This is a genomic window from Streptomyces sp. NPDC013157 (assembly GCF_042899865.1).
GTDB lineage: Bacteria > Actinomycetota > Actinomycetes > Streptomycetales > Streptomycetaceae > Streptomyces.
Genome location: NZ_JBIBAK010000002.1, coordinates 909,038 through 928,582, shown reverse-complemented (window position 1 = coordinate 928,582; position 19,545 = coordinate 909,038). Strand labels below are relative to the sequence as shown.

The following is a 19,545-nucleotide window of genomic DNA, read 5'->3' as shown; positions in this document are numbered from 1 at the left end:
GAACACCGGGCTCTGCGGCTCAGGCGTCGGAGACCGAGTCGAACGGCACCTGGCCTCGCGAGACGCCGCGCGCCTCCGCGTCCACCGAGCGGCGCAGCGCCTCGTGCAGCCTGGCCGGGGTGAGCACGCCGAGGAAGCGCGAACCGTCCAGCACCGCGACCCACCCGGCGTCGTACTGGAGCATCACACCGAACGCCTGCTTCAGCGGGGCGCCCACCGGTACCCACGCGGTCATCCGGTGGGCGAGCGCGTCGATCGTGCCGCCCGCCGCCAGTTCGTCCCGGCCCACCCAGCCGTGCAGGTCGCCGTGCGTGTCCAGGACCACCGCCCACCGGGCGCCCTCGGCCCGCAACCGCGCGGCGGCGCTCTCGGCGGACTCGCCCAGGCGGGCGACCGGCGGCTGCTCCAGGTCGTCCGGCTCGATGTCGGTCACCGACAGCCGCTTCAGCCCACGGTCCGCACCCACGAACCCGGCGACGTACGGCGTGGCCGGCCTGCCCAGCACGGCACCCGGAGTGTCGAACTGCTCGATCCGCCCCTGCCCGTACACCGCGATCCGGTCGCCCAGCCGTACCGCCTCCTCGATGTCGTGCGTGACCAGCAGCACCGTCTTGCGCACCGCGGCCTGCATCCGGAGGAACTCGTCCTGCAACTGCTCCCGCACCACCGGGTCGACCGCGCCGAACGGCTCGTCCATCAGCAGCACCGGGGGATCGGCGGCGAGCGCCCGGGCCACGCCGACGCGCTGCCGCTGGCCGCCGGAGAGCTGGTCCGGGTAGCGCGGCCCGTACGTCTTCGGGTCCAGGCCGACGAGGTCGAGCAGTTCGGCGGCGCGGGCCCGGGCCCTGGCCCGTTTCCAGCCGAGCAGGGCCGGGACGGTCGCGGTGTTGTCGAGGACGGTGCGGTGCGGGAACAGGCCCACCTGCTGGATGACATAGCCGATCCGCCGCCGCAGCCGCACCGGGTCGACCCCCGCGACGTCCTCGCCGTCGACGAAGATCCGGCCCGAGGTCGGTTCGACGAGCCGGTTGACCATCATCATCGTCGTGGTCTTGCCGCAGCCGGACGGGCCGACGAGCGTGACGAGTTCCCCCTCTGGCACCTCGAAGGAGAGCCCGTCCACCGCGGTCGTCCCGTCCGCGTACCGCTTGGTGACCTGCTCGAACCGGATCATTCCCTCACGTTAACCGCGACGGTTACGAATCGCCCGCGTTGACCTCGGGGCTCTGCGGGGCGCCGCCGACGAGCACCACCTCCAGGGTGCGCGGTCCGTGCACGCCCTCGACCCGGTCCAGCTCGATGTCACTGGTCGCGGAGGGGCCGGAGATCCAGGTCAACGGGCGGGCCGGGTCGAGTCGTTCGAGGGCCTGGGGCACGGACGACACGACCTGGTCCGGGACCCGTACGACGCAGATGTGGTGATCCGGGACCAGGGTGATCCGGCGGCGGCCCTGGTCCGGGCCGCCGTCCAGCACGATCGTTCCGGTCTCGGCGATCGCCACCGCGCAGCCGGTGACCACGCTGGCGACCCGGTCGAGTTCGTGCGGGGTGCTGTCGGCCCGGTCCGCAACCTGCTCGGCCTCGGTCGCCGCGAGCCACTCCGGGGGGAGCCCGGTGGGCACGGCCACTGTTCCCGAACCGCGCAGGGCGATCAACCGTCCGATCGTGGCGGTCAGTTCGGCCTCCGTGCACCGGTGCACGAGCGCCCGGTAGTCCGCCAGGTTCTCGGCGAGCAGATCCACCGTCTCCGCGACGCTCCGCGTCCCGTGCTCTCGCAGATACGCCCGCTCGACGGGCGTGTCCTCGTCCCGTACCTCGGCCAGCGCCCGCCGCACCCGGCCCAGGATCCGTTCCCTGCTGCTCACTTCGCCCCGTCCTTTCCGCCGCCGGTCCGCTGCCACCAGTCCCGGAACGGCGCCGCCGGTACGGCGGGCAGGTCCCGGGTCCCGGTCCACGCCTTGCCGGGGCCCGGCAGCGTACGGGGATGCAGGCGGCGGCTGCGGGAGGCGAGCCGCTGGCCGGTGCGCAGGGCGGCCGGGTGCGAGAACGCCCAGCGGGCCGCGCGCATCGCCGCCCGCTCGGCCGCGTGTCCCTTGGCCGGTTTGAGCAGCACCTTGTTGCCGTTCCGGGTCGCCTCGCCACCCTCCACGACCCGTTCGCGCAGGTGCACGAGTACCTCGGGGATGTCGATGGCGACCGGGCAGACCTCGTAGCAGGCCCCGCACAGCGAGGAGGCGTACGGCAGGGAGGCGTCGATCTCGCTCTGCGTGCCGCGGAGTTGCGGGCTGAGGATGGCGCCGATCGGGCCCGGGTAGACCGAGCCGTAGGCGTGGCCGCCGGCCCGCTCGTAGACCGGGCAGACGTTGAGGCAGGCCGAGCAGCGGATGCAGCGCAGGGCCTGGCGGCCGACCTCGTCGGCGAGGGTGTCGGTGCGGCCGTTGTCCAGCAGTACCAGGTGGAAGGTGCTCGGGCCGTCGCCGTCCGTGGTGCCGGTCCACGTCGAGGTGTACGGGTTCATCCGCTCGGCGGTGGAGGAGCGGGGGAGGGTCTGCAGGAAGACCTCCAGGTCCTGCCAGGTCGGCACGGTCTTCTCGATGCCGACGACCGAGATCAGCGTCTCGGGGAGGGTGAGGCACATCCGCCCGTTGCCCTCGGACTCGACGACGACCAGGGTGCCGGTCTCGGCGACCATGAAGTTGGCGCCTGAGATGCCGACCTTGGCGCGCAGGAACTTCTCGCGCAGGTGGAGCCGGGCCGCCTCGGCGAGTTCGGCGGGGGTGTCGGTCAGGCCCTCGGGTGCGGGGCGCCCCCACTCGCCCATCTCCCTGCGGAAGATGTCCCTGATCTCGCCCCGGTTGCGATGGATGGCCGGGACGAGGATGTGCGAGGGCCGGTCCTTGCCCAACTGCACGATCAGTTCGGCGAGATCGGTCTCGTACGCCCGGATGCCCGCGGCCTCCAGCGCCTCGTTCAGCCCGATCTCCTGGGTGGCCATCGACTTGACCTTCACGACCTCCGACTCGCCGGTCTGCCTGACCAGTTCGGCGACGATCCGGTTCGCCTCGTCGGCGTCGGCGGCCCAGTGGACCGTACCGCCCGCCGCGGTCACCGCTTCCTCCAACTGGACCAGATAGCGGTCCAGGTGAAGGAGCGTGTGGTCCTTGATCCGCTTGCCCGCCTCGCGCAGCGCGGCCCAGTCGGACACCTCGGCGACCGCCTTGGCCCGCTTGGCACGGATGGTGTGCGTGGCGTGCCGCAGGTTCCCGCGCAGCGTCTCGTTTCGTACGGCCTCGTGTGCGGCTTCCGGGAAGGCCGGCATTCCTACGAACGTCCCGCTCATGCGGCCGGGTCCTCCTCGGTGCTCGCCAGGATCTCCGCGATGTGCACCGGCCGCATGCCGGTGCCGAGCCGGGTCATGGTGCCGCCGATGTGCATCAGGCAGGAGTTGTCGGCCGCGCACAGCACCTCCGCGCCGGTCGACTCGGCGTTGCGCACCTTGTCCGTGCCCATCGCCGCGGAGACATCGGGGTTCTTGACCGCGAACGTGCCGCCGAACCCGCAGCACTCCTCCGCGCCCGGCAGCTCCACCAACTCCAGGCCCTTGACGGCCTGGAGGAGACGGCGGGGGCGGTCGCCGAGCCCCAGGCTCCGCAGCCCGTGGCAGGTCGGGTGGTATGTGACATAGTGCGGATAATATGCCCCGACGTCCGTCACACCCAGGACGTCCACCAGGAACTCGGTCAGCTCGAACGTCTTCGGCACCACCGGTGCCAGCGCCGCCGCCAGCCCGCTCCCGCGCCCTTCCGCCCGCGCCCGCTCACCCATCCGCGGATACAGCTCACGCACCATCGCCCCGCAGGACCCGGACGGGGTCACGATCGCCTCGTACTCGCCGAATACATCGGAGAAATGCCGGGCCAGCGGCTCCGCCTCATGGCGGTATCCGGTGTTGTAGTGGGCCTGCCCGCAGCAGGTCTGGCCCATCGGGAAATCGACGTCAACGCCAAGCCTGGTCAGGAGTTTCACCACGGCGCGGCCGGTGTCCGGATAGAGCGTGTCGTTGACGCAGGTCAGGAAGAGAGCGACACGCATCGCGGCTCCTAGAGGTCGATCATCGGATGAGTGCAGGGTAATGGTCCGCTGGGATCAGCGGGAGACCCGGTCGCGGTGCGGCGCGTCGGGAGCCGTCACCGGGCGACCGGTGACGCCGGGTCACCGCGGGGCCAGCCGCGCCTCGGCGGCCTCCCAGCGGGCGGTGCCGCCGCGCGGCGTGTACCGGGTCAGCGGCTGGGTGCGGGTGAGCAGCCCCCGCATGTCGGCGAGGTCGCCGACGAGACCGTGCGTACGGGCCTGGACCAGCACGTTCCCGAGGGCCGCCGCCTCCGTCGGACCCGTCACCACCGGCAGCCCGCAGGCATCGGCGGTGAGCTGGCAGAGCAGTGCGTTGCGGGTGCCGCCGCCCACCACGTACACCGTGTCCACCGGATGGTCGGCGAGCCGCTGCGCCTGGGCGACGGCCCGCCGGTGGGCGAGCGCCAGCGAGTCGAGAATGCACCGGGTGATCTCACCGGGCGTCCGCGGCACCGGCTGCCCGGAGGCACGGCACGCCTCGGCGATCCGCTCCGGCATCCGCCCGGGTGCCAGGAACCCTGCATCCCCCGCGTCCACCACCGACCGCAGCGCCGGCACGTCGGCCGCCGCCCGCAGCAACCCGCCCAGTTCCGGGTCGCCCCAGGCGCGTACGCACTCCTGGAGCAGCCACAGCCCCATGATGTTGCGCAAATAGCGGACCGTGCCGTCGAGCCCCAGTTCGTTGGTGAAGTTGGCGGCCCGGCTCTCCTCGGTCAGCACGGGCGCCGTCAGCTCAAGGCCGGCCAGCGACCAGGTGCCGGTGCAGATGTAGGCGAACCGTTCGCCGACCGCCGGTACGGCGGCCACCGCCGACGCGGTGTCGTGCGAGCCGACGGCGGTCACCCGCACCGGTCCGGTCAGCCCCGTCTCCTCCAGCACCTCGGGGCGCAGCACCCCGGCGGGATCCCCGGGCCGCCGCAGCGGTGCGAACAGGCCGAGGTCGATCCCCAGCCGGTCCGCGACCTCGTACGACCAGTCGCGCGTCCGGGGGTCGATCAGCTGGGTGGTGGAGGCGTTGGTCAGCTCGGTGCCCTGCTCGCCGGTCAGCCAGTACGACAGCAGGTCCGGGACGAGCAGCAGCCGCTCGGCGTGCGCGAACCGGGCAGTGGACCGCGCGGCCACCAGCTGGTAGACGGTGTTGAAGGGCGCGTACTGGAGCCCGGTGCGGGCGTACAGCTCCGCGGCCGGCAGGGTGGCCCACACCTTCTCGGCGACACCCTCGGTCCGCGCGTCCCGGTAGTGCACCGGGTTGCCGAGCAGCGCCCCGTCGGCGTCCAGCAGGCCGTAGTCCACGGCCCAGCTGTCGATGCCGACGGAGTCCACCTGCCCTGCCACACGGAGCCCCTCCAGCACCCCGGCGTACAGGGCGAGTACGTCCCACCGCAGTCCCTCCGGAACGCGCACCGGCCGGTTCACGAACCGGTGCGCCTCGGTCAGCTCCAGCGAGTCCGGGCCCACCCGGCCGACCATGACCCGCCCACTGGACGCGCCGAGGTCGACCGCGGCGTAGGACTTGGGCGCGGTCATCGCAGGAACGCGGCCGCCACACCCGCGTCGACGGGCACGTGCAGCCCGGTGGTGTGGGTCAGCTCCCCACCCGTCAGGGCGAACACCGCGTTCGCCACATGCTCGGGCAGCACCTCACGCTTGAGGATGGTCCGCTGCGCGTAGAACTCGCCCAGCTTCGACTCCTCCACCCCGTAGACGGCGGCCCGCTGAGCCCCCCAGCCGCCGGCGAAGATCCCGGACCCCCGGACCACCCCGTCCGGGTTGACCCCGTTGACCCGGATCCCGTGTTCCCCCAGCTCGGCGGCGAGCAGCCGCACCTGGTGCGCCTGGTCGGCCTTGGTCGCGGAGTAGGCGATGTTGTTGGGCCCGGCGAACACGGCGTTCTTGGAGGCGATGTAGACGATGTCACCGCCCAGACCCTGGGCGGTCATCACCCGCGCGGCCTCCCGCGACACGAGGAAGGACCCGCGGGCCATGATGTCGTGCTGGAGGTCCCAGTCCTTGGCGGAGGTCTCCAGGAGCGGCTTGGAGATCGAGATCCCCGCGTTGTTGACGACGAGATCCACCCCGCCGAAGGCGAGCGCGGCGGCCCGGAACGCCTCCGCGATCTGCTCCTCGGACGTCACGTCCACGGTGACCGCGACGGCCTTGTCGGCCCCGCCGAGCTCCCGCGCCACCGCGGCCGCGCCCTCGGCGTTGAGGTCGGCGACGACGACACACGCCCCCTCGGCCGCCAGCCGGTGCGCGATGGCCCTGCCGATCCCGCTGCCGGCCCCGGTCACCAGCGCCACCCGCGTGGCCAGTGCCTTCGGCTTCGGCATCCGCTGGAGCTTGGCCTCCTCAAGGGCCCAGTACTCGATCCGGAACTTCTCCGACTCCTCGATCGGCGCGTAGGACGACACCGCCTCGGCCCCGCGCATCACATTGATCGCGTTGACGTAGAACTCACCCGCCACCCGGGCGGTCTGCTTGTCCTTGCCGAAGCTGAACATGCCGACGCCCGGCACGAGCACGATCGCCGGGTCCGCGCCGCGCATGGCGGGGGAGTCCGGCAGGGCGTGCCGCCGGTAGTAGGCGGCGTACTCCTCGCGGTACTCGGCGTGCAGCTCGCGCAGCCGGGCCACGGCTTCCTCCACCGGCGCGGTCGGCGGCAGGTCGAGCACCAGCGGCCGGACCTTCGTCCGCAGGAAGTGGTCGGGGCAGGAGGTGCCCAGCGCGGCGAGCCGCGGATGCTCCGCCCGCGCCAGGAAGTCGAGGACGACGTCGGAGTCGGTGAAGTGTCCGACCTGCGCCTTGTCCTGGGAGGCGACCGCCCGGACGTACGGCGCGAGGGCCGCGGCCCGCTCCCGCCGTTCGGCCTCCGGCAGCGCGCCGTACCCCTCGACGACGGGCCCGAAGGGCTCAGCTTTCCCGCGCTCCGCGAGGAAGGCCTCGGCGGTGCGGATGATGTGCAGCGAGTTGGCCTCGCACTCCTCGGAGCTGTCGCCCCAGGCGGTGATCCCGTGCCCGCCGAGCACACACCCGATCGCCTGCGGGTTGGCGGCCTTGATCGCGGCGATGTCCAGCCCGAGCTGGAACCCGGGCCGCCGCCACGGCACCCACACCACGCTGTCCCCGAAGCACTCGGCGGTCAGCTTCTCCCCGTCGGCGGCACACGCCAGCGCGATCCCGGAGTCCGGGTGCAGATGATCGACGTGCGGGGCGTCGACGAGCCCGTGCATGGCGGTGTCGATGGAGGGAGCGGCCCCGCCCTTGCCGTGCAGGCAGTAGTCGAAGGCGGCGACCATCTCGTCCTCGCGGTCGACCCCCGGGTACACCCCGGCCAGCGCCCGCAACCGGTCCAGGCGCAACACGGCGAGCCCGCCCTCGGTGAGCGTGCCGAGGTCACCACCGGACCCCTTCACCCACATCAGCTCGACATCACCACCGGTGACGGGGTCGGCGGCGGTGCCCTTGGCGGACGTGTTCCCGCCGGCGTAGTTCGTGTTGCGGGGATCGGCACCGAGCCGATGGGACCGGGCGAGGAGAGCGGCGGCTTCGGGATGGGTGGACATGAGGTTCCTTACTTGTCGACAGAGGGTCACTGCATTCCCTGGGGGCGCGGGGCTGCATTTGATACGCGGCTACCGCCGCGCGGGCGCGACCAGCCACAACCGGCCCGCACCCGCGACGAAACAGCTCAGGGCAGACGCTTACGCACCCCACCCCGCCTGTTCCCCTCCGACCCGCTCGGCGACGATCTTCTCGGCCCATCCCGACCGCCGGTACGCCGCGATCGGGTCGGGGTCCAACCCCGTCTCGTCCCGCACCTCCCGCAGCAACGGCCGTACATCCGTGTTGTAGGCATCCATCAGTACCGCGTTCGCCTCCAGCACGTCCCCGGCCCGCTGGGCCGCGGCCAGCGCGTCACGGTCGACGAGGAGCGCCTTGGCGGTGGCTTCCTGCACGTTCATCACCGACCGGATGATCGCCGGGATCTTCGCCTCGATGTTGTGGCACTGGTCGAGCATGAAGGCCACCTCGGCCGTGAGCCCGCCGCCACGCACCACCTCGTACATGATCCGGAACAGCTGGAACGGATCCGCGGCCCCCACCATGAGGTCGTCGTCCGCGTAGAACCGCGAGTTGAAGTCGAACCCGCCGAGCTTCCCCTCCCGCAGCAGCGTCGCGACGATGAACTCGATGTTGGTGCCCGGCGCGTGGTGACCGGTGTCGACCACGACCTGCGCCTTCGGCCCCAGCTTCAGACAGTGGGCGTAGGCCGTGCCCCAGTCCGGCACGTCGGTCGTGTAGAAGGACGGCTCGAAGAGCTTGTACTCCAGCAGCATCCGCTGCCCGTCACCCAGCCGCGCGTACACCTCGGCGAGCCCCTCGGCCAGCCGGTCCTGCCGCGCCCGGATGTCGTCCTGACCGGGGTAGTTCGTGCCGTCGGCGAACCACAGCTTGAGATCCTGCGACCCCGTCGCGTCCATGATGTCGACGCACTCCAGCAGGTGATCGACGGCCTTGCGGCGCACCGCCGCGTCCGGGTGGCAGATGCTGCCCAGCTTGTAGTCGTCGTCCTGGAAGGTGTTGGAGTTGATCGCCCCCAGCCGCAGCCCGCGCTCCTCGGCGTGCTTGGCCAGGTCCGCATAGTCGTCCACCTTGTCCCAGGGGATGTGCAGGGCGACCGTCGGCGCCACCCCGGTCACGGCGTGGACCTGCGCGGCGTCGTCCAGCTTCTCCTTCGGCGAGCGTGGCACGCCCTGCTGGGCGAACACCTTGAAGCGGGTTCCCGAGTTTCCGTACGCCCACGACGGCGTTTCGACGGCCTGGGTCTTCAGCGCGGCCTTCACCGCGGCGAGGTCGGTCACTTCGGGGCTCCTGAGGGATCGGAACAACTGAGTGGTGAAACGATTCAGAACGGCAAAGTATGAGGCCCTCGCGGGGGTGTCAAGCATTCCGACCAACCATGTTCTCCGTGACTCCGCCGTGACCTTTGGCTATCGAAATTTTTTCGACACGGACCCATTGACGTGACATGCCCGTGGTGCCTACGGTCCCGGCAATCCAGTTGAAACCTTTCACGACGCCGTGAGAGCCGGTGCCCACCGTCTCGCCGGTGTCGTCGAGGAGCCCTCATGACCCACCCGTCCGACACGGGACCGGCCCCGGTGCTGGCGCTGAAGGACGTCTCCAAGTCCTTCGGTGCCGTGCGCGCCCTGCGGGACGTCTCCCTGGAGCTGTTCCCCGGCGAGGTGCACGCCCTCGCCGGGGAGAACGGCGCGGGCAAGTCGACGCTGATCAAGACCCTCGCCGGAGTGCACCGACCGGACGCCGGCCAGGTGCTGCTCGACGGCGAGCCCGTCGTCTTCCACGGCCCCGGCGACGCCCGCGACGCCGGAATCGCCGTGATCTACCAGGAACCCACGCTCTTCCCCGACCTGTCGATCGCCGAGAACATCTTCATGGGCCGCCAGCCCCGGCGCGCCCTCGGCCGCATCGACCACAAGGCCACCCGCGCGGCCACCGCCGCCCTGATGAAGCGGCTCGGCGTCGCCCTCGACCCCGACCGCCCCGCCCGCGGCCTGTCCATCGCCGACCAGCAGATCGTCGAGATCGCCAAGGCGCTCTCCTTCGACGCCCGGGTCCTGATCATGGACGAGCCGACGGCCGCCCTCACCGGCAGCGAGGTCGCCCGCCTCTTCGGCGTCGTCCGCACCCTGCGCGACCAGGGCGCCGCCGTGCTGTTCATCTCGCACCGGCTCGAGGAGATCTTCCAGATCTGCCGGCGGGTCACCACCCTCCGGGACGGCGCCTGGATCGCCAGCGAACTCGTCGACGGCATGACCGAGGACGACCTCGTCCGCCGGATGGTCGGCCGGGACCTGGACGAGCTCTACCCCAAGCAGGACGTCAGCCCCGGCGAAGTCGCCCTGAGTGTACGGCGGCTGACCCGCGAGGGCGTCTTCACCGACGTCTCCTTCGAGGTGCGGTCCGGCGAGATCGTCGGCCTCGCCGGACTGGTCGGCGCCGGCCGAACCGAGGTCGCCCGCGCCGTGTTCGGCGTCGATCGCTGGGACGCCGGTGAAGTCGAGGTCAGGGGACGGAAACTGACCAACGGCGCACCCTCCGTCGCGATGTCCGCCGGCCTCGCCCTCGTCCCCGAGGACCGGCGCGCCCAAGGCCTCGTGATGGACATGTCCATCGAGCGGAACATCGGCCTGACCGGACTGCGCACGACCGTGAAGGCGGGCCTCGTCGACCGGGGCGCCGAACGCAGCCGCTCCCTCGACTGGGCTGTCAGGCTCCAGGTGAAGTACGCCCGGATCGCCGACACCGTCTCCACCCTCTCCGGCGGCAACCAGCAGAAGGTCGTCCTCGCCAAATGGCTCGCGACCGGCCCGAAGGTACTGATCGTCGACGAGCCGACCCGCGGTATCGACGTCGGTACGAAGGCCGAAGTCCACCGGCTCCTCGGCGAGTTGGCCGCCGACGGGGTCGCCGTCCTGATGATCTCCTCCGACCTGCCCGAGATCCTCGGCATGGCCGACCGCGTGCTGGTGATGCACGAGGGCCGGATCACCGCCGAGATCCCGCGCTCCGAAGCCAGCGAGGAAACCGTGATGGCCGCAGCCACCGGGAGGGCCGCCGCATGACGGTGACCACCTCCGAACCGACCCCCGTCGCCGAGGCACCCGGGTCCGCCGGGACCCGGCTCGTCGACCGCGTCTTCAAGATGCGCGAACTCGCCATCCTGATCGTCTTCCTGGTGATGATCGCCGTCACCCAGGCCGGCAACAGCGAGTTCCTCTCCGAGCAGGGCATCAAGGACCTGCTGCTCAACGCCACCATCCTGGTGCTGGTCGCCACCGGCCAGTCCCTGGTGGTGATCACCCGCAACGTCGACCTGTCCGTCGGCTCCACCCTCGGCATCACCGCCTTCGCCGCCGGCGACTACCTGCACGGCGGCGGCAACCCGGTCGTCGCGATCCTGCTCGCCGTGCTGCTCGGCATCGGCTGCGGACTGCTCAACGGCCTGCTGGTGAGCCTCGGCCAGGTACCCGCCCTCGTGGTCACCCTCGGCACGCTGTACATCATCCGGGGTGTCGACTCCATCTGGGTCGGCTCCCGGCAGATCACGGCCGCCGACCTCCCCGGCTCCTTCGTCGACTTCGGCTCCGGCGGTCTGTCGGCGGTCCCCTGGCTGGCCCTCATCGCCCTCGCGGTGCTGGTCGCCACCGCCTACTACCTCAAACACTTCGGCAGCGGGCGGGAGTTGTACGCACTCGGTTCCAACCCCGAGGCCGCCCGGCTGGCCGGCATCCCGGTCCGCAAGCGGATCCTCACCGCGTACACCTTCTGCGGCGCCCTCGCGGGACTCGCCGGCGCGATGTACCTGGCCCGGTTCGGGAACGTCGACTCCGGCACCGGCACCGGCTACGAACTCACCGTTGTGAGCGCCGTGGTGGTCGGCGGCGTGGTCTTCACCGGCGGCTCCGGGAGCGTGTATGGCGCCGCGCTCGGCGCACTGCTGCTCACCTCCATCAACAGCGTGCTGCCGGCCCTCGGGGTCAGCTCCGTGTGGGTGCTCGCCATCAACGGCTTCCTGCTGCTGCTCGCCATCGCCGTCGACCGGGTCGTGGCGCTGCGGGTGGCCTCCGCACTGAAGAAGAGGAGCGCCCGCCATGCCTGACTCCCTGACCCGCGCGGTCCGCTGGGACACGGTCGTCGGCACCCTGCTGATCGTCCTCCTGCTGCTGTCGTTCGGCTTCGTCGACGGCTTCGGCAACTCGCTCAACCTGTCGTTCCTGATCGGCAACACGCTTCCCATCGCGCTGATCGCCCTGCCGATGACACTGCTGGTCGTCGCCGGCGAGATCGACCTCTCGGTCGCGTCGACCGCCGGGCTCTCGGGCGCCGTCATGGGCAAGCTGTGGAACGAGGGCATGGCGATCGAGACGATCATCCCGCTGTGCCTGCTGCTCGGTGTGGTGTGCGGGCTGGTCAACGGCCTGCTGGTGACACGGCTGGGCCTGCCGTCGCTGGCCGTCACCATCGGCACGCTCGCCGCCTACCGGGGCATCGCGCAGATCGTCCTCGGCTCCGACGCGGTGACCGACTTCCCCACGCAGTACCTGGACTTCGCGGCGGGGCGGCTCGGTGACACGTTCCTGCCGAGGGCTTTCCTGCCGTTCCTGGTGCTGCTGGCGATCGCGGTGGTGGTGCTGCATGCCACGCCGTTCGGGCGGTCGCTGTTCGCCGTCGGGGCGAGCGAGGAGGCGGCGCGGTTCGCCGGGATCCGCGTCAAGCGCCACAAACTGATCCTGTTCGTCGCCACCGGCTTCATGGCCTCGCTCACCGGGATCTTCTGGGCCCTGCACTACGCGAGTGCGCGGTACGACAACGCGACGGGGCTCGAACTGAGCGTCGTGGCGGCGGTGTTGCTCGGTGGCATCGACTTCGACGGGGGTCGCGGAACGCTCGGTGGGGCGATCGCCGGGGTGTTCCTGCTCGGGGCGTTGCAGAACGTGATGAGTCTGCTGAACGTGTCGGCGCAGTCGCAGATCGTCGTGACCGGTGTGTTGCTTGTCGTCTCGGTGCTTGGGCCGAGGGTTGCCCGGCAGGTCTCGCTCGCCAGGCACAGGGGTGCGAAGGCCGTCTGAATGCTGCGGGTTGTGTGTGGTTGACCGCGCAGTTCCTCCCCCAGCCTCGGCCGGGGGTACTCCCAGCGCCCCCAGGAGGGGCGCTTCCAGAGCCGTTACTGAAAAAGGAACCGTCATGCGTAAGTCGTCCCTCCGGCGTGTCTGTGTCGCCGTTGCCGCCGTCTCCTCCCTCGCTCTCGCCGCCACCGCGTGCGGCGGCACCACCAAGAACAACTCCAGCAGTGACGAGTCGTCCGCCGCGACCTCCACCGCCAAGGCCGACCCGAACGCGGCGCTGAAGAAGGGCCTGACCGTCGGGTTCCTGCCCAAGCAGGTCAACAACCCCTACTTCACCTCCGCCGACAAGGGCGGCGAGAAGGCGCTCACCGAGCTGGGCAGCAAGTACAAGGAGGTCGGGCCGTCCAGCGCGACCGACACCTCCGGGCAGGTCAGCTACGTCAACACCCTGACCCAGCAGCAGGTCAACGCCATGGCCGTGTCCGCCCAGGACCCGGGCGCCCTGTGCACCGCGCTCAAGCAGGCCATGAGCAGCGGTATCAAGGTCGTCACCTACGACTCCGACACCAACGCCGGCTGCCGCAACGCCTTCGTCTCGCAGGCCAGCGCCGAGGACCTCGGCCGCACCGAGGTGCAGCTGCTCGCCGAGCAGATCGGGTACAAGGGCGAGATCGCGATCCTGAGCGCCGCGCAGACCGCGACCAACCAGAACACCTGGATCGGGTTCATGAAGGACGAGCTGAAGGACCCGAAGTACAAGAACGTCAAGCTGGTCAAGATCGCCTACGGCAACGACGACGCCCAGGCGTCCTTCCAGCAGACCCAGGGCCTGCTCCAGCAGTACCCGAACCTGAAGGGGATCATCTCCCCGACCACGGTCGGCATCAAGGCCGCGGCCCAGTACCTGTCCGGCTCCAAGTACAAGGGCAAGGTCAAGCTGACCGGCCTCGGCACGCCCAACGACATGCGCCAGTACGTCAAGAACGGCACCGTCGACGCCTTCGAGCTGTGGGACCCGGCCAAGCTCGGCGACCTCGCCGCCCGTACCGCCGTCGCGCTGGTCTCCGGGCAGATCACCGGCAAGGAGGGCGAGACCTTCAAGGCCGGCGACACCACCTACACCATCGGCAAGGACGGCGTGATCAACCTCGGCAAGCCGACCGTGTTCGACGCGAAGAACATCGACCAGTTCAACTTCTAGCGCGGGAGCGGTACTTATGCAGCGCGTCTGTTTCCTCCTCAAGGTCCGGCAGGACCGCCTTGCCGAGTACCGCGAACGCCACGCCGCCGTGTGGCCGGAGATGCGCGCGGCGCTCTCCGCCACCGGCTGGCACAACTACTCGCTCTTTCTGCGCGACGACGGCCTGCTGGTCGGCTATCTGGAGACCGAGGACTTCGAGGCCGCCCGCGCCGGCATGGAGGCCACCGAGGTCAACGCCCGCTGGCAGGCCGAGATGGGCCCCTTCTTCGAAGCCCTCGACGGCGCCCGTCCCGACGAGGCGATGAAACCGCTCACCGAAGTTTTCCACCTCGCCTGAACCACGACAGGAGCCGCTCGTGAGAAGACGTACCGTACTGGGGGCCGCCCTCCTCGGCGCCGTGGCCACCCCCGCCCTCGCCGCCGGCACCGCCCGCGCGGCCGACCCCGGACCGTCGGTGAACAAGCAGCAGAGCACCCAACTGGACGCCCAGGCCATCTTCTTCGTCTCCTACGACGGCCTGGTCAACAACAACTCCTTCCAGAAGAACGGTCTGTTCACGTACAAGGGCTACCAGTACGCCGGCTGGTACACCTCGACCGGCTCCGCGGTGATCGGGCGCCGGGTGCTCGGCGGGGCGTCCTGGTCGACCGTCACCCTCGCCCACCAGCTCAAGTCCAGCGACTCGCACAACGTCATCTCCATGGGCGTCTCGAAGGCCGACGGCCGCCTCCACATCAACATGGACTCGCACAGCGACGGCTTCTTCTACGTGAAGTCGGTCGCCGGGCTGCTCGACAACCCCGGCACCACCGCCTGGACATCGGCCGTCTTCGGCGCCGTACAGACCTCGCTGGACGGGCTGTCGCTCACCTCGCAGTTCACCTACCCGCAGTTCATCTCCACCCCCGAGGGGAAGCTCCAGCTCAGCTACCGGGTGGGGATCTCCGGCAACGGCCGTAACGCCCTTGCGGAGTACGACGGTTCGAGCTGGACCGCGCTGGGGGAGTGGAGCAGCTCCACCGGGACGTACACGAGCACGCACGGTTCGTCGACCGCCCGCAACATGTACCTGCACGGGATCGACTACGACGTCGACGGGCGGCTGCACGCCTTCTTCACCTGGCGTGAGCAGTCGGCGTCCGTCATGTGCAACAGCGGCGGCATCACCAATCACGACACCGGCTACGTCTACTCCACCGACCGCGGCCGCACCTGGCGCAACGACGCCGGCACCCTGGTCGCGACCACCGGCACCTCGGACACCGTCGCCGTCACCGACTCCGGGCTGGTCGTCGACTCCCTCAACCCCGACCACTCCCTGATGAACCAGGAGAGCCAGTGGGCCGACTCCGCCGGCCTCCCGCACGCGATCATCAGCTACGTCCCCGGCCGCTTCGGCCAGTGCACCACGAACTACGTCAGCGACCGCACCGCCAACGGCCGCGCCTTCCACCTCCGCAAGAACTCGGCCGGCACCTGGCAGAAGACCGAGATACCCGTCGTACTGAACTCCAGCCAGCGCACCAAGCTGGTCCTGGACACGTACGACAACGCCTACGCGGTCTTCCCCTACGGCCGGATCGCCGGCGCGTCGAAGGCCTCCGGCTACACCGACTGGGCGCTGCTCCACGACGGCAGCGGCCTGAACGCCTTCGGCGAGGTCGTCATCGACGAGTTGCGGGTCAAGGCCGACAACGTGCTGTCGTTCATGTACCAGGAGACGTCGAGCGGTACGACACCCTCCGCGCTCCATGTCGTCGACTTCGCCCTGCCCGCTTGACCCGGACCGGTGCGCGAGTCATGTCGTAATGTGAAGCCCTTCCCGATGTGCCCTTCCGTGCCGTGAAGGCGCCGTCCATGTTTTCTGGAGGTCTCGACCGATGGCCCAGTCGGTGGGTATCAAGGACGTCGCCCGCGCCGCCGGAGTCTCGGTGGGCACGGTCTCGAACGTCATCAACCGCCCGGACACCGTCGCCGGCGAGACCCGGGCGCGGGTGCAGTCGGCGATCGACCGGCTCGGCTACGTCCGCAGCGAGTCCGCGCGCCAGTTGCGCGCGGGCCGCAGCCGGATCATGGGCCTGCTCGTCCTCGACATGGGCAACCCCTTCTTCGTGGACGTGGCCCGGGGCGCCGAGCGGGCGGCCCGGGACGCCGGACTCGGCGTGATGGTCTGCAACAGCGCGCAGAACGCCGGCGAGGAGGCCGAGTACCTCTCGCTCTTCGCCGAACAGCGGGTGCGGGGCGTCCTGCTCACCCCGGCGGACGCCACCGGCCGCAACATCGAGACCTTCCGCCGGCACGGCATCCCCTTCGTGCTGGTCGACCGGGTCGCCGAGGGCACCACCGAGTGCTCGGTCAGCGTCGACGACGTGGCGGGCGGCGCGCTGGCCGTCCGCCACCTCGTCGACGCCGGTCACCGGTCCATCGCCTACGTCAGCGGACCGCCCGGCTTCAACCAGGTCCGCGACCGCCGCACCGGCGCCCTGAACGCCCTCGCCGAGGCCGGACTCGGCCCCGACGCGCTGCGCGAGCTGCCGACCGAGCGGCTCGACGTGGCCGCCGGACGGGACGCAGGCGCCCGCCTGCTCGGTCTCGCCGACCGGCCCACCGCCGTGTTCTGCGCCAACGACCTCCTTGCCCTCGGCGTCCTCCAGGCCATGTACGCGGCCGGGGTGGTCGTCCCGGACGACCTCGCGATCGTCGGCTACGACGACATCGAGTTCGCCGCGGCTGCCGCCGTACCGCTGACCTCCGTCCGCCAGCCCGCCGTCACCATGGGGGCGATGGCCGCGGACCTCCTCCTGGAGGAGACCGAGGAGCGGGAGGGACAGGCCGCGCACGAACACCGCCGGGTGGTGCTCCAGCCGGAACTGGTGGTGCGGCGCTCCAGCCTCGCCGCCCGCTGACCTGTTGTTCAGTAACGATTTCATGATCCCGGGGGCGGATCCGCCCGGGACATGTGCTGAACTGGGACGCGACCGTCCGTCCGTCCCGGGAGAAACGTTGAGCCTCAGCTACCGCCAGCCCGGCGTCGTCCTCACCGACCGCCGCTTCACCGTCCCCCTCGACCACGCGGACCCGGACGGTGAGACCGTCGAGCTGTACGCCCGGGAAGCGGTCGCGAGCGACAAGGCGGACCAGGAGCTGCCCTGGCTGCTGTACCTCCAGGGCGGCCCGGGCTTCGGAGCGAATCGTTTCGTCGGACGGCAGGCCTGGCTCGACCGGGCCCTGGCGGACTACCGCGTCCTGCTCCTCGACCAGCGCGGCACCGGCCGCTCCACCCCGGTCAACCGGCAGACCCTCCCGCTCCGCGGCGGTCCCGCCGCCCAGGCCGACTACCTCGCCCGCTTCCGCGCCGACGCGATCGTCCGGGACTGCGAGGCGATCCGCCCGCAGGTCACCGGCGGTGCCCCGTGGACGACCCTCGGGCAGAGCTTCGGCGGCTTCTGTACGGTCACGTACCTGTCGTTCTTCCCGGCGGGCCTCAAGGCCTCCGTGATCACCGGCGGCCTGCCCTCACTGGACGCGCACGCCGACGACGTCTACCGCGCCGCCTACCCGCGCATCGAGCGCAAGGTCACCGCGCACTACGACCGCTACCCGCAGGACGTCGAGCGGGCCCGGCGGATCGCCGAGCACCTCCTGGAGCACGAGACCCTGCTGCCGAACGGCTACCGGCTCACCGTGGAGGCCTTCCAGTCCCTCGGCCTGATGCTGGGCATGAGCGACGGCAGCCACCGCCTGCACTTCCTCCTGGAGGACGCCTTCGTCCGCACCCCGTCCGGTCCCGAACTCTCCGACGCCTTCCAGGAACAGGTCCAGGGCCTGCTGTCGTACGCGAGCAACCCGCTGTACGCCCTGGTCCACGAGCCGGTCTACGGCCAGGACGCCCGCCCCACCGACTGGGCGGCCGAGCGGGTCCGCGCCGAGTTCCCGCAGTTCGACGCGGCCAAGGCGCTCGCCGGCGACGCCCCGGTGCTGTTCACCGGGGAGACCGTGCACCCCTGGATGTTCGAGACCGACCCGGCCCTGCGGCCCCTGAAGGCGGCGGCCGACCTGCTCGCCGCCCGCACCGACTGGCAGCCGCTGTACGACCCGGCCCGGCTGGCCGCCAACGAGGTCCCGGTCGCCGCCGCCGTCTACCACGACGACATGTACGTCGACGCCGGGCACTCGCTGGCGACCGCCCGGGCCGTCCGCGGCCTGCGCACCTGGGTGACCGACGAGTTCGAGCACGACGGACTGCGCGTCGGCGCCCCCCGGGTCCTGGACCGGCTCCTCGCGCTCGCCCGCGACGAGGTGTGAGCCCCTGCCGGTAAAAGAGGTTGCGGGCGTGGCGGGTCCGCATAGTCTGCGGCCGTGGAGGAACGGGGGACATGACCATGGACACGGAACTGCTGGCCGACCGCTTCCAGGAACACCGCGGTCAACTGCGCGCGGTGGCCTACCGGATGCTCGGCTCGCTCGCCGAGGCCGACGACGCCGTCCAGGAGGCGTGGCTCAGGCTGGGGCGCGCGGACGCGGACGAGATCAGGAACCTGGGCGGCTGGCTGACCACGGTGGTCGGCCGGGTCTGCCTCGACATGCTGCGCTCCCGTACGGCGCGCCGCGAGCAGCCCATCGACGAGACCTTCGTCCCGGACCCGGTGATCAGGCCGTTGTCGAGCATCGACCCCGAACAGGAGGTGCTGGAGGCGGACTCCGTCGGGCTCGCCCTCCTCATCGTCCTGGAGACGCTGGAGCCCGCCGAGCGGCTGGCGTTCGTCCTGCACGACCTGTTCTCGGTCCCCTTCGACGACATCGCGCCGATCGTGGAGCGCAGTTCGGCGGCCACCCGGCAACTGGCCAGCCGGGCCCGCCGCCGGGTCCAGGGGGCCTCCCCGTCGGCCGACCCGGACCTGGGCAGGCAGCGCCAGGTCCTCGACGCCTTCCTGAAGGCCTCCCGCGGCGGCGACTTCGAGGCGCTGGTCGCGCTGCTCCACCCGGACGTGGTGCTGCGCGTCGACTCGGGCGCGCTGGTGCGCGGCGCCGCCGCCTCCAAGGTGCTGCGCGGGGCGCGGACGGTGGCCGAGCAGGCCCTCACCTTCCGGCAGTTCGCCGACGCGGCACACCTCGCGCTGGTCAACGGCACCGTCGGCATGGTCACCGCGCCCGAGGGACGCCAGCTCTCCGTCATGGCGGTCACCGTCGCCGACGGCCGGATCACCGAGATGTACATCCTGGCCGACCCCGAGCGGCTGGACCGCCTGGACTTCACCGCCGGGGACGACGACTGACGGCCACTCAGCCGGCGGCGGCCGGGGGCCGACGGGGGCTCACGGTCCGTCCGTCGGGGAGGAGTTCACCGGTGTCGTCGAAGACGATCGTGCCGTCGCACAGCAGGCTCCAGCCCTGTTCGGGATGGGCCGAGACGATGACGGCCGGGTGGTCGTCGGGGTGGTCGGCGGCACCGGGGCACGGGGGTTGATGCCTGCGCATGGTCGGTCTCCTGTCCTGCGGGTGGTTCCTCTCTCCGTGGTAGCCGAGTTTGTTTTCGGCCGGATGAAGAGGACCCCCACAGG

General features: G+C 70.9%; 17 protein-coding genes. 9 read left to right on the top strand and 8 right to left on the bottom strand.

What is annotated here, in order from left to right; translation table 11 throughout:
- Positions 1-19 precede the first annotated feature (19 nt).
- From ACFY6U_RS09560 to rhaI, 7 genes are all read right to left on the bottom strand, one after another.
- A complete protein-coding gene (locus ACFY6U_RS09560) occupies positions 20-1,174 on the bottom strand; it encodes an ABC transporter ATP-binding protein (RefSeq protein WP_390036305.1) in 1,155 nt (384 codons plus the stop codon).
- A 22-nt stretch (positions 1,175-1,196) separates the two neighbouring features.
- Positions 1,197-1,865: a lactate utilization protein C gene (locus ACFY6U_RS09555; protein ID WP_390036303.1), complete on the bottom strand. Its 669-nt coding sequence runs from the start codon at positions 1,863-1,865 to the stop codon at positions 1,197-1,199.
- Complete coding sequence (locus ACFY6U_RS09550) at positions 1,862-3,340, bottom strand: LutB/LldF family L-lactate oxidation iron-sulfur protein (RefSeq protein WP_390036301.1); 1,479 nt, start codon at positions 3,338-3,340, stop codon at positions 1,862-1,864. Before ACFY6U_RS09550 ends, ACFY6U_RS09555 begins: the two co-directional genes overlap by 4 nt.
- The gene (locus ACFY6U_RS09545; RefSeq protein WP_390036297.1) at positions 3,337-4,092 is read right to left on the bottom strand and encodes a (Fe-S)-binding protein; all 756 of its coding nucleotides are present in this window, start codon (positions 4,090-4,092) and stop codon (positions 3,337-3,339) included. Before ACFY6U_RS09545 ends, ACFY6U_RS09550 begins: the two co-directional genes overlap by 4 nt.
- 120 nt (positions 4,093-4,212) lie before the next feature.
- Positions 4,213-5,658, bottom strand: a complete 1,446-nt coding sequence (locus tag ACFY6U_RS09540) for a rhamnulokinase family protein (protein WP_390036295.1) — start codon at positions 5,656-5,658, stop codon at positions 4,213-4,215.
- Entirely contained in the window at positions 5,655-7,694 is a 2,040-nt protein-coding gene (locus tag ACFY6U_RS09535; RefSeq protein ID WP_390036293.1) for a bifunctional aldolase/short-chain dehydrogenase, read from the bottom strand. Before ACFY6U_RS09535 ends, ACFY6U_RS09540 begins: the two co-directional genes overlap by 4 nt.
- A 138-nt stretch (positions 7,695-7,832) precedes the next feature.
- Entirely contained in the window at positions 7,833-8,993 is a 1,161-nt protein-coding gene (gene rhaI / locus ACFY6U_RS09530; protein WP_390036291.1) for an L-rhamnose isomerase, read from the bottom strand.
- Between the two features lie 267 nt (positions 8,994-9,260).
- Between rhaI and ACFY6U_RS09525 the strand changes: the two genes are divergently transcribed.
- From ACFY6U_RS09525 to sigJ, 9 genes are all read left to right on the top strand, one after another.
- The gene (locus ACFY6U_RS09525; protein ID WP_390036290.1) at positions 9,261-10,778 is read left to right on the top strand and encodes a sugar ABC transporter ATP-binding protein; all 1,518 of its coding nucleotides are present in this window, start codon (positions 9,261-9,263) and stop codon (positions 10,776-10,778) included.
- A complete protein-coding gene (locus tag ACFY6U_RS09520; protein ID WP_390036288.1) occupies positions 10,775-11,815 on the top strand; it encodes an ABC transporter permease in 1,041 nt (346 codons plus the stop codon). Before ACFY6U_RS09525 ends, ACFY6U_RS09520 begins: the two co-directional genes overlap by 4 nt.
- The gene (locus ACFY6U_RS09515; RefSeq protein WP_390036286.1) at positions 11,808-12,785 is read left to right on the top strand and encodes an ABC transporter permease; all 978 of its coding nucleotides are present in this window, start codon (positions 11,808-11,810) and stop codon (positions 12,783-12,785) included. Before ACFY6U_RS09520 ends, ACFY6U_RS09515 begins: the two co-directional genes overlap by 8 nt.
- A gap of 115 nt (positions 12,786-12,900) precedes the next feature.
- Positions 12,901-13,983 (top strand): rhamnose ABC transporter substrate-binding protein, encoded by a 1,083-nt coding sequence (gene rhaS, locus ACFY6U_RS09510; RefSeq protein ID WP_351486650.1) that lies wholly within the window; start codon positions 12,901-12,903, stop codon positions 13,981-13,983.
- Positions 13,984-13,999: 16 nt separating this feature from the next.
- Positions 14,000-14,320 carry an L-rhamnose mutarotase gene (locus ACFY6U_RS09505; protein WP_351486648.1) on the top strand — a complete coding sequence of 107 codons (321 nt, stop codon included), beginning with the start codon at positions 14,000-14,002 and terminating at the stop codon, positions 14,318-14,320.
- 19 nt (positions 14,321-14,339) lie between these two features.
- Positions 14,340-15,764, top strand: a complete 1,425-nt coding sequence (locus tag ACFY6U_RS09500; protein ID WP_390036283.1) for a BNR repeat-containing protein — start codon at positions 14,340-14,342, stop codon at positions 15,762-15,764.
- A 100-nt stretch (positions 15,765-15,864) separates the two neighbouring features.
- Positions 15,865-16,890: a LacI family DNA-binding transcriptional regulator gene (locus ACFY6U_RS09495; RefSeq protein ID WP_351486645.1), complete on the top strand. Its 1,026-nt coding sequence runs from the start codon at positions 15,865-15,867 to the stop codon at positions 16,888-16,890.
- A 97-nt stretch (positions 16,891-16,987) separates the two neighbouring features.
- Positions 16,988-18,289 carry an alpha/beta fold hydrolase gene (locus tag ACFY6U_RS09490; RefSeq protein WP_390036281.1) on the top strand — a complete coding sequence of 434 codons (1,302 nt, stop codon included), beginning with the start codon at positions 16,988-16,990 and terminating at the stop codon, positions 18,287-18,289.
- Between the two features lie 71 nt (positions 18,290-18,360).
- Positions 18,361-19,260: an RNA polymerase sigma factor SigJ gene (gene sigJ / locus ACFY6U_RS09485; protein WP_390036279.1), complete on the top strand. Its 900-nt coding sequence runs from the start codon at positions 18,361-18,363 to the stop codon at positions 19,258-19,260.
- A 7-nt stretch (positions 19,261-19,267) separates the two neighbouring features.
- On the opposite strand, the gene ACFY6U_RS09480 is transcribed toward sigJ, so the two are convergent.
- A complete protein-coding gene (locus ACFY6U_RS09480; RefSeq protein WP_390036277.1) occupies positions 19,268-19,462 on the bottom strand; it encodes a DUF5999 family protein in 195 nt (64 codons plus the stop codon).
- Positions 19,463-19,545: the final 83 nt, after the last annotated feature.

Coding starts and splice junctions, on each gene's coding strand:
- ACFY6U_RS09560 (WP_390036305.1), bottom strand. CDS start 1,174: ATGATCCGGTTCGAGCAGGTCACCAAGCGGTACGCGGACGGGACGACC.
- ACFY6U_RS09550 (WP_390036301.1), bottom strand. CDS start 3,340: ATGAGCGGGACGTTCGTAGGAATGCCGGCCTTCCCGGAAGCCGCACAC.
- ACFY6U_RS09545 (WP_390036297.1), bottom strand. CDS start 4,092: ATGCGTGTCGCTCTCTTCCTGACCTGCGTCAACGACACGCTCTATCCG.
- ACFY6U_RS09540 (WP_390036295.1), bottom strand. CDS start 5,658: ATGACCGCGCCCAAGTCCTACGCCGCGGTCGACCTCGGCGCGTCCAGT.
- ACFY6U_RS09535 (WP_390036293.1), bottom strand. CDS start 7,694: ATGTCCACCCATCCCGAAGCCGCCGCTCTCCTCGCCCGGTCCCATCGG.
- ACFY6U_RS09525 (WP_390036290.1), top strand. CDS start 9,261: ATGACCCACCCGTCCGACACGGGACCGGCCCCGGTGCTGGCGCTGAAG.
- ACFY6U_RS09520 (WP_390036288.1), top strand. CDS start 10,775: ATGACGGTGACCACCTCCGAACCGACCCCCGTCGCCGAGGCACCCGGG.
- ACFY6U_RS09515 (WP_390036286.1), top strand. CDS start 11,808: ATGCCTGACTCCCTGACCCGCGCGGTCCGCTGGGACACGGTCGTCGGC.
- rhaS (WP_351486650.1), top strand. CDS start 12,901: ATGCGTAAGTCGTCCCTCCGGCGTGTCTGTGTCGCCGTTGCCGCCGTC.
- ACFY6U_RS09505 (WP_351486648.1), top strand. CDS start 14,000: ATGCAGCGCGTCTGTTTCCTCCTCAAGGTCCGGCAGGACCGCCTTGCC.
- ACFY6U_RS09495 (WP_351486645.1), top strand. CDS start 15,865: ATGGCCCAGTCGGTGGGTATCAAGGACGTCGCCCGCGCCGCCGGAGTC.
- sigJ (WP_390036279.1), top strand. CDS start 18,361: ATGACCATGGACACGGAACTGCTGGCCGACCGCTTCCAGGAACACCGC.
- ACFY6U_RS09480 (WP_390036277.1), bottom strand. CDS start 19,462: ATGCGCAGGCATCAACCCCCGTGCCCCGGTGCCGCCGACCACCCCGAC.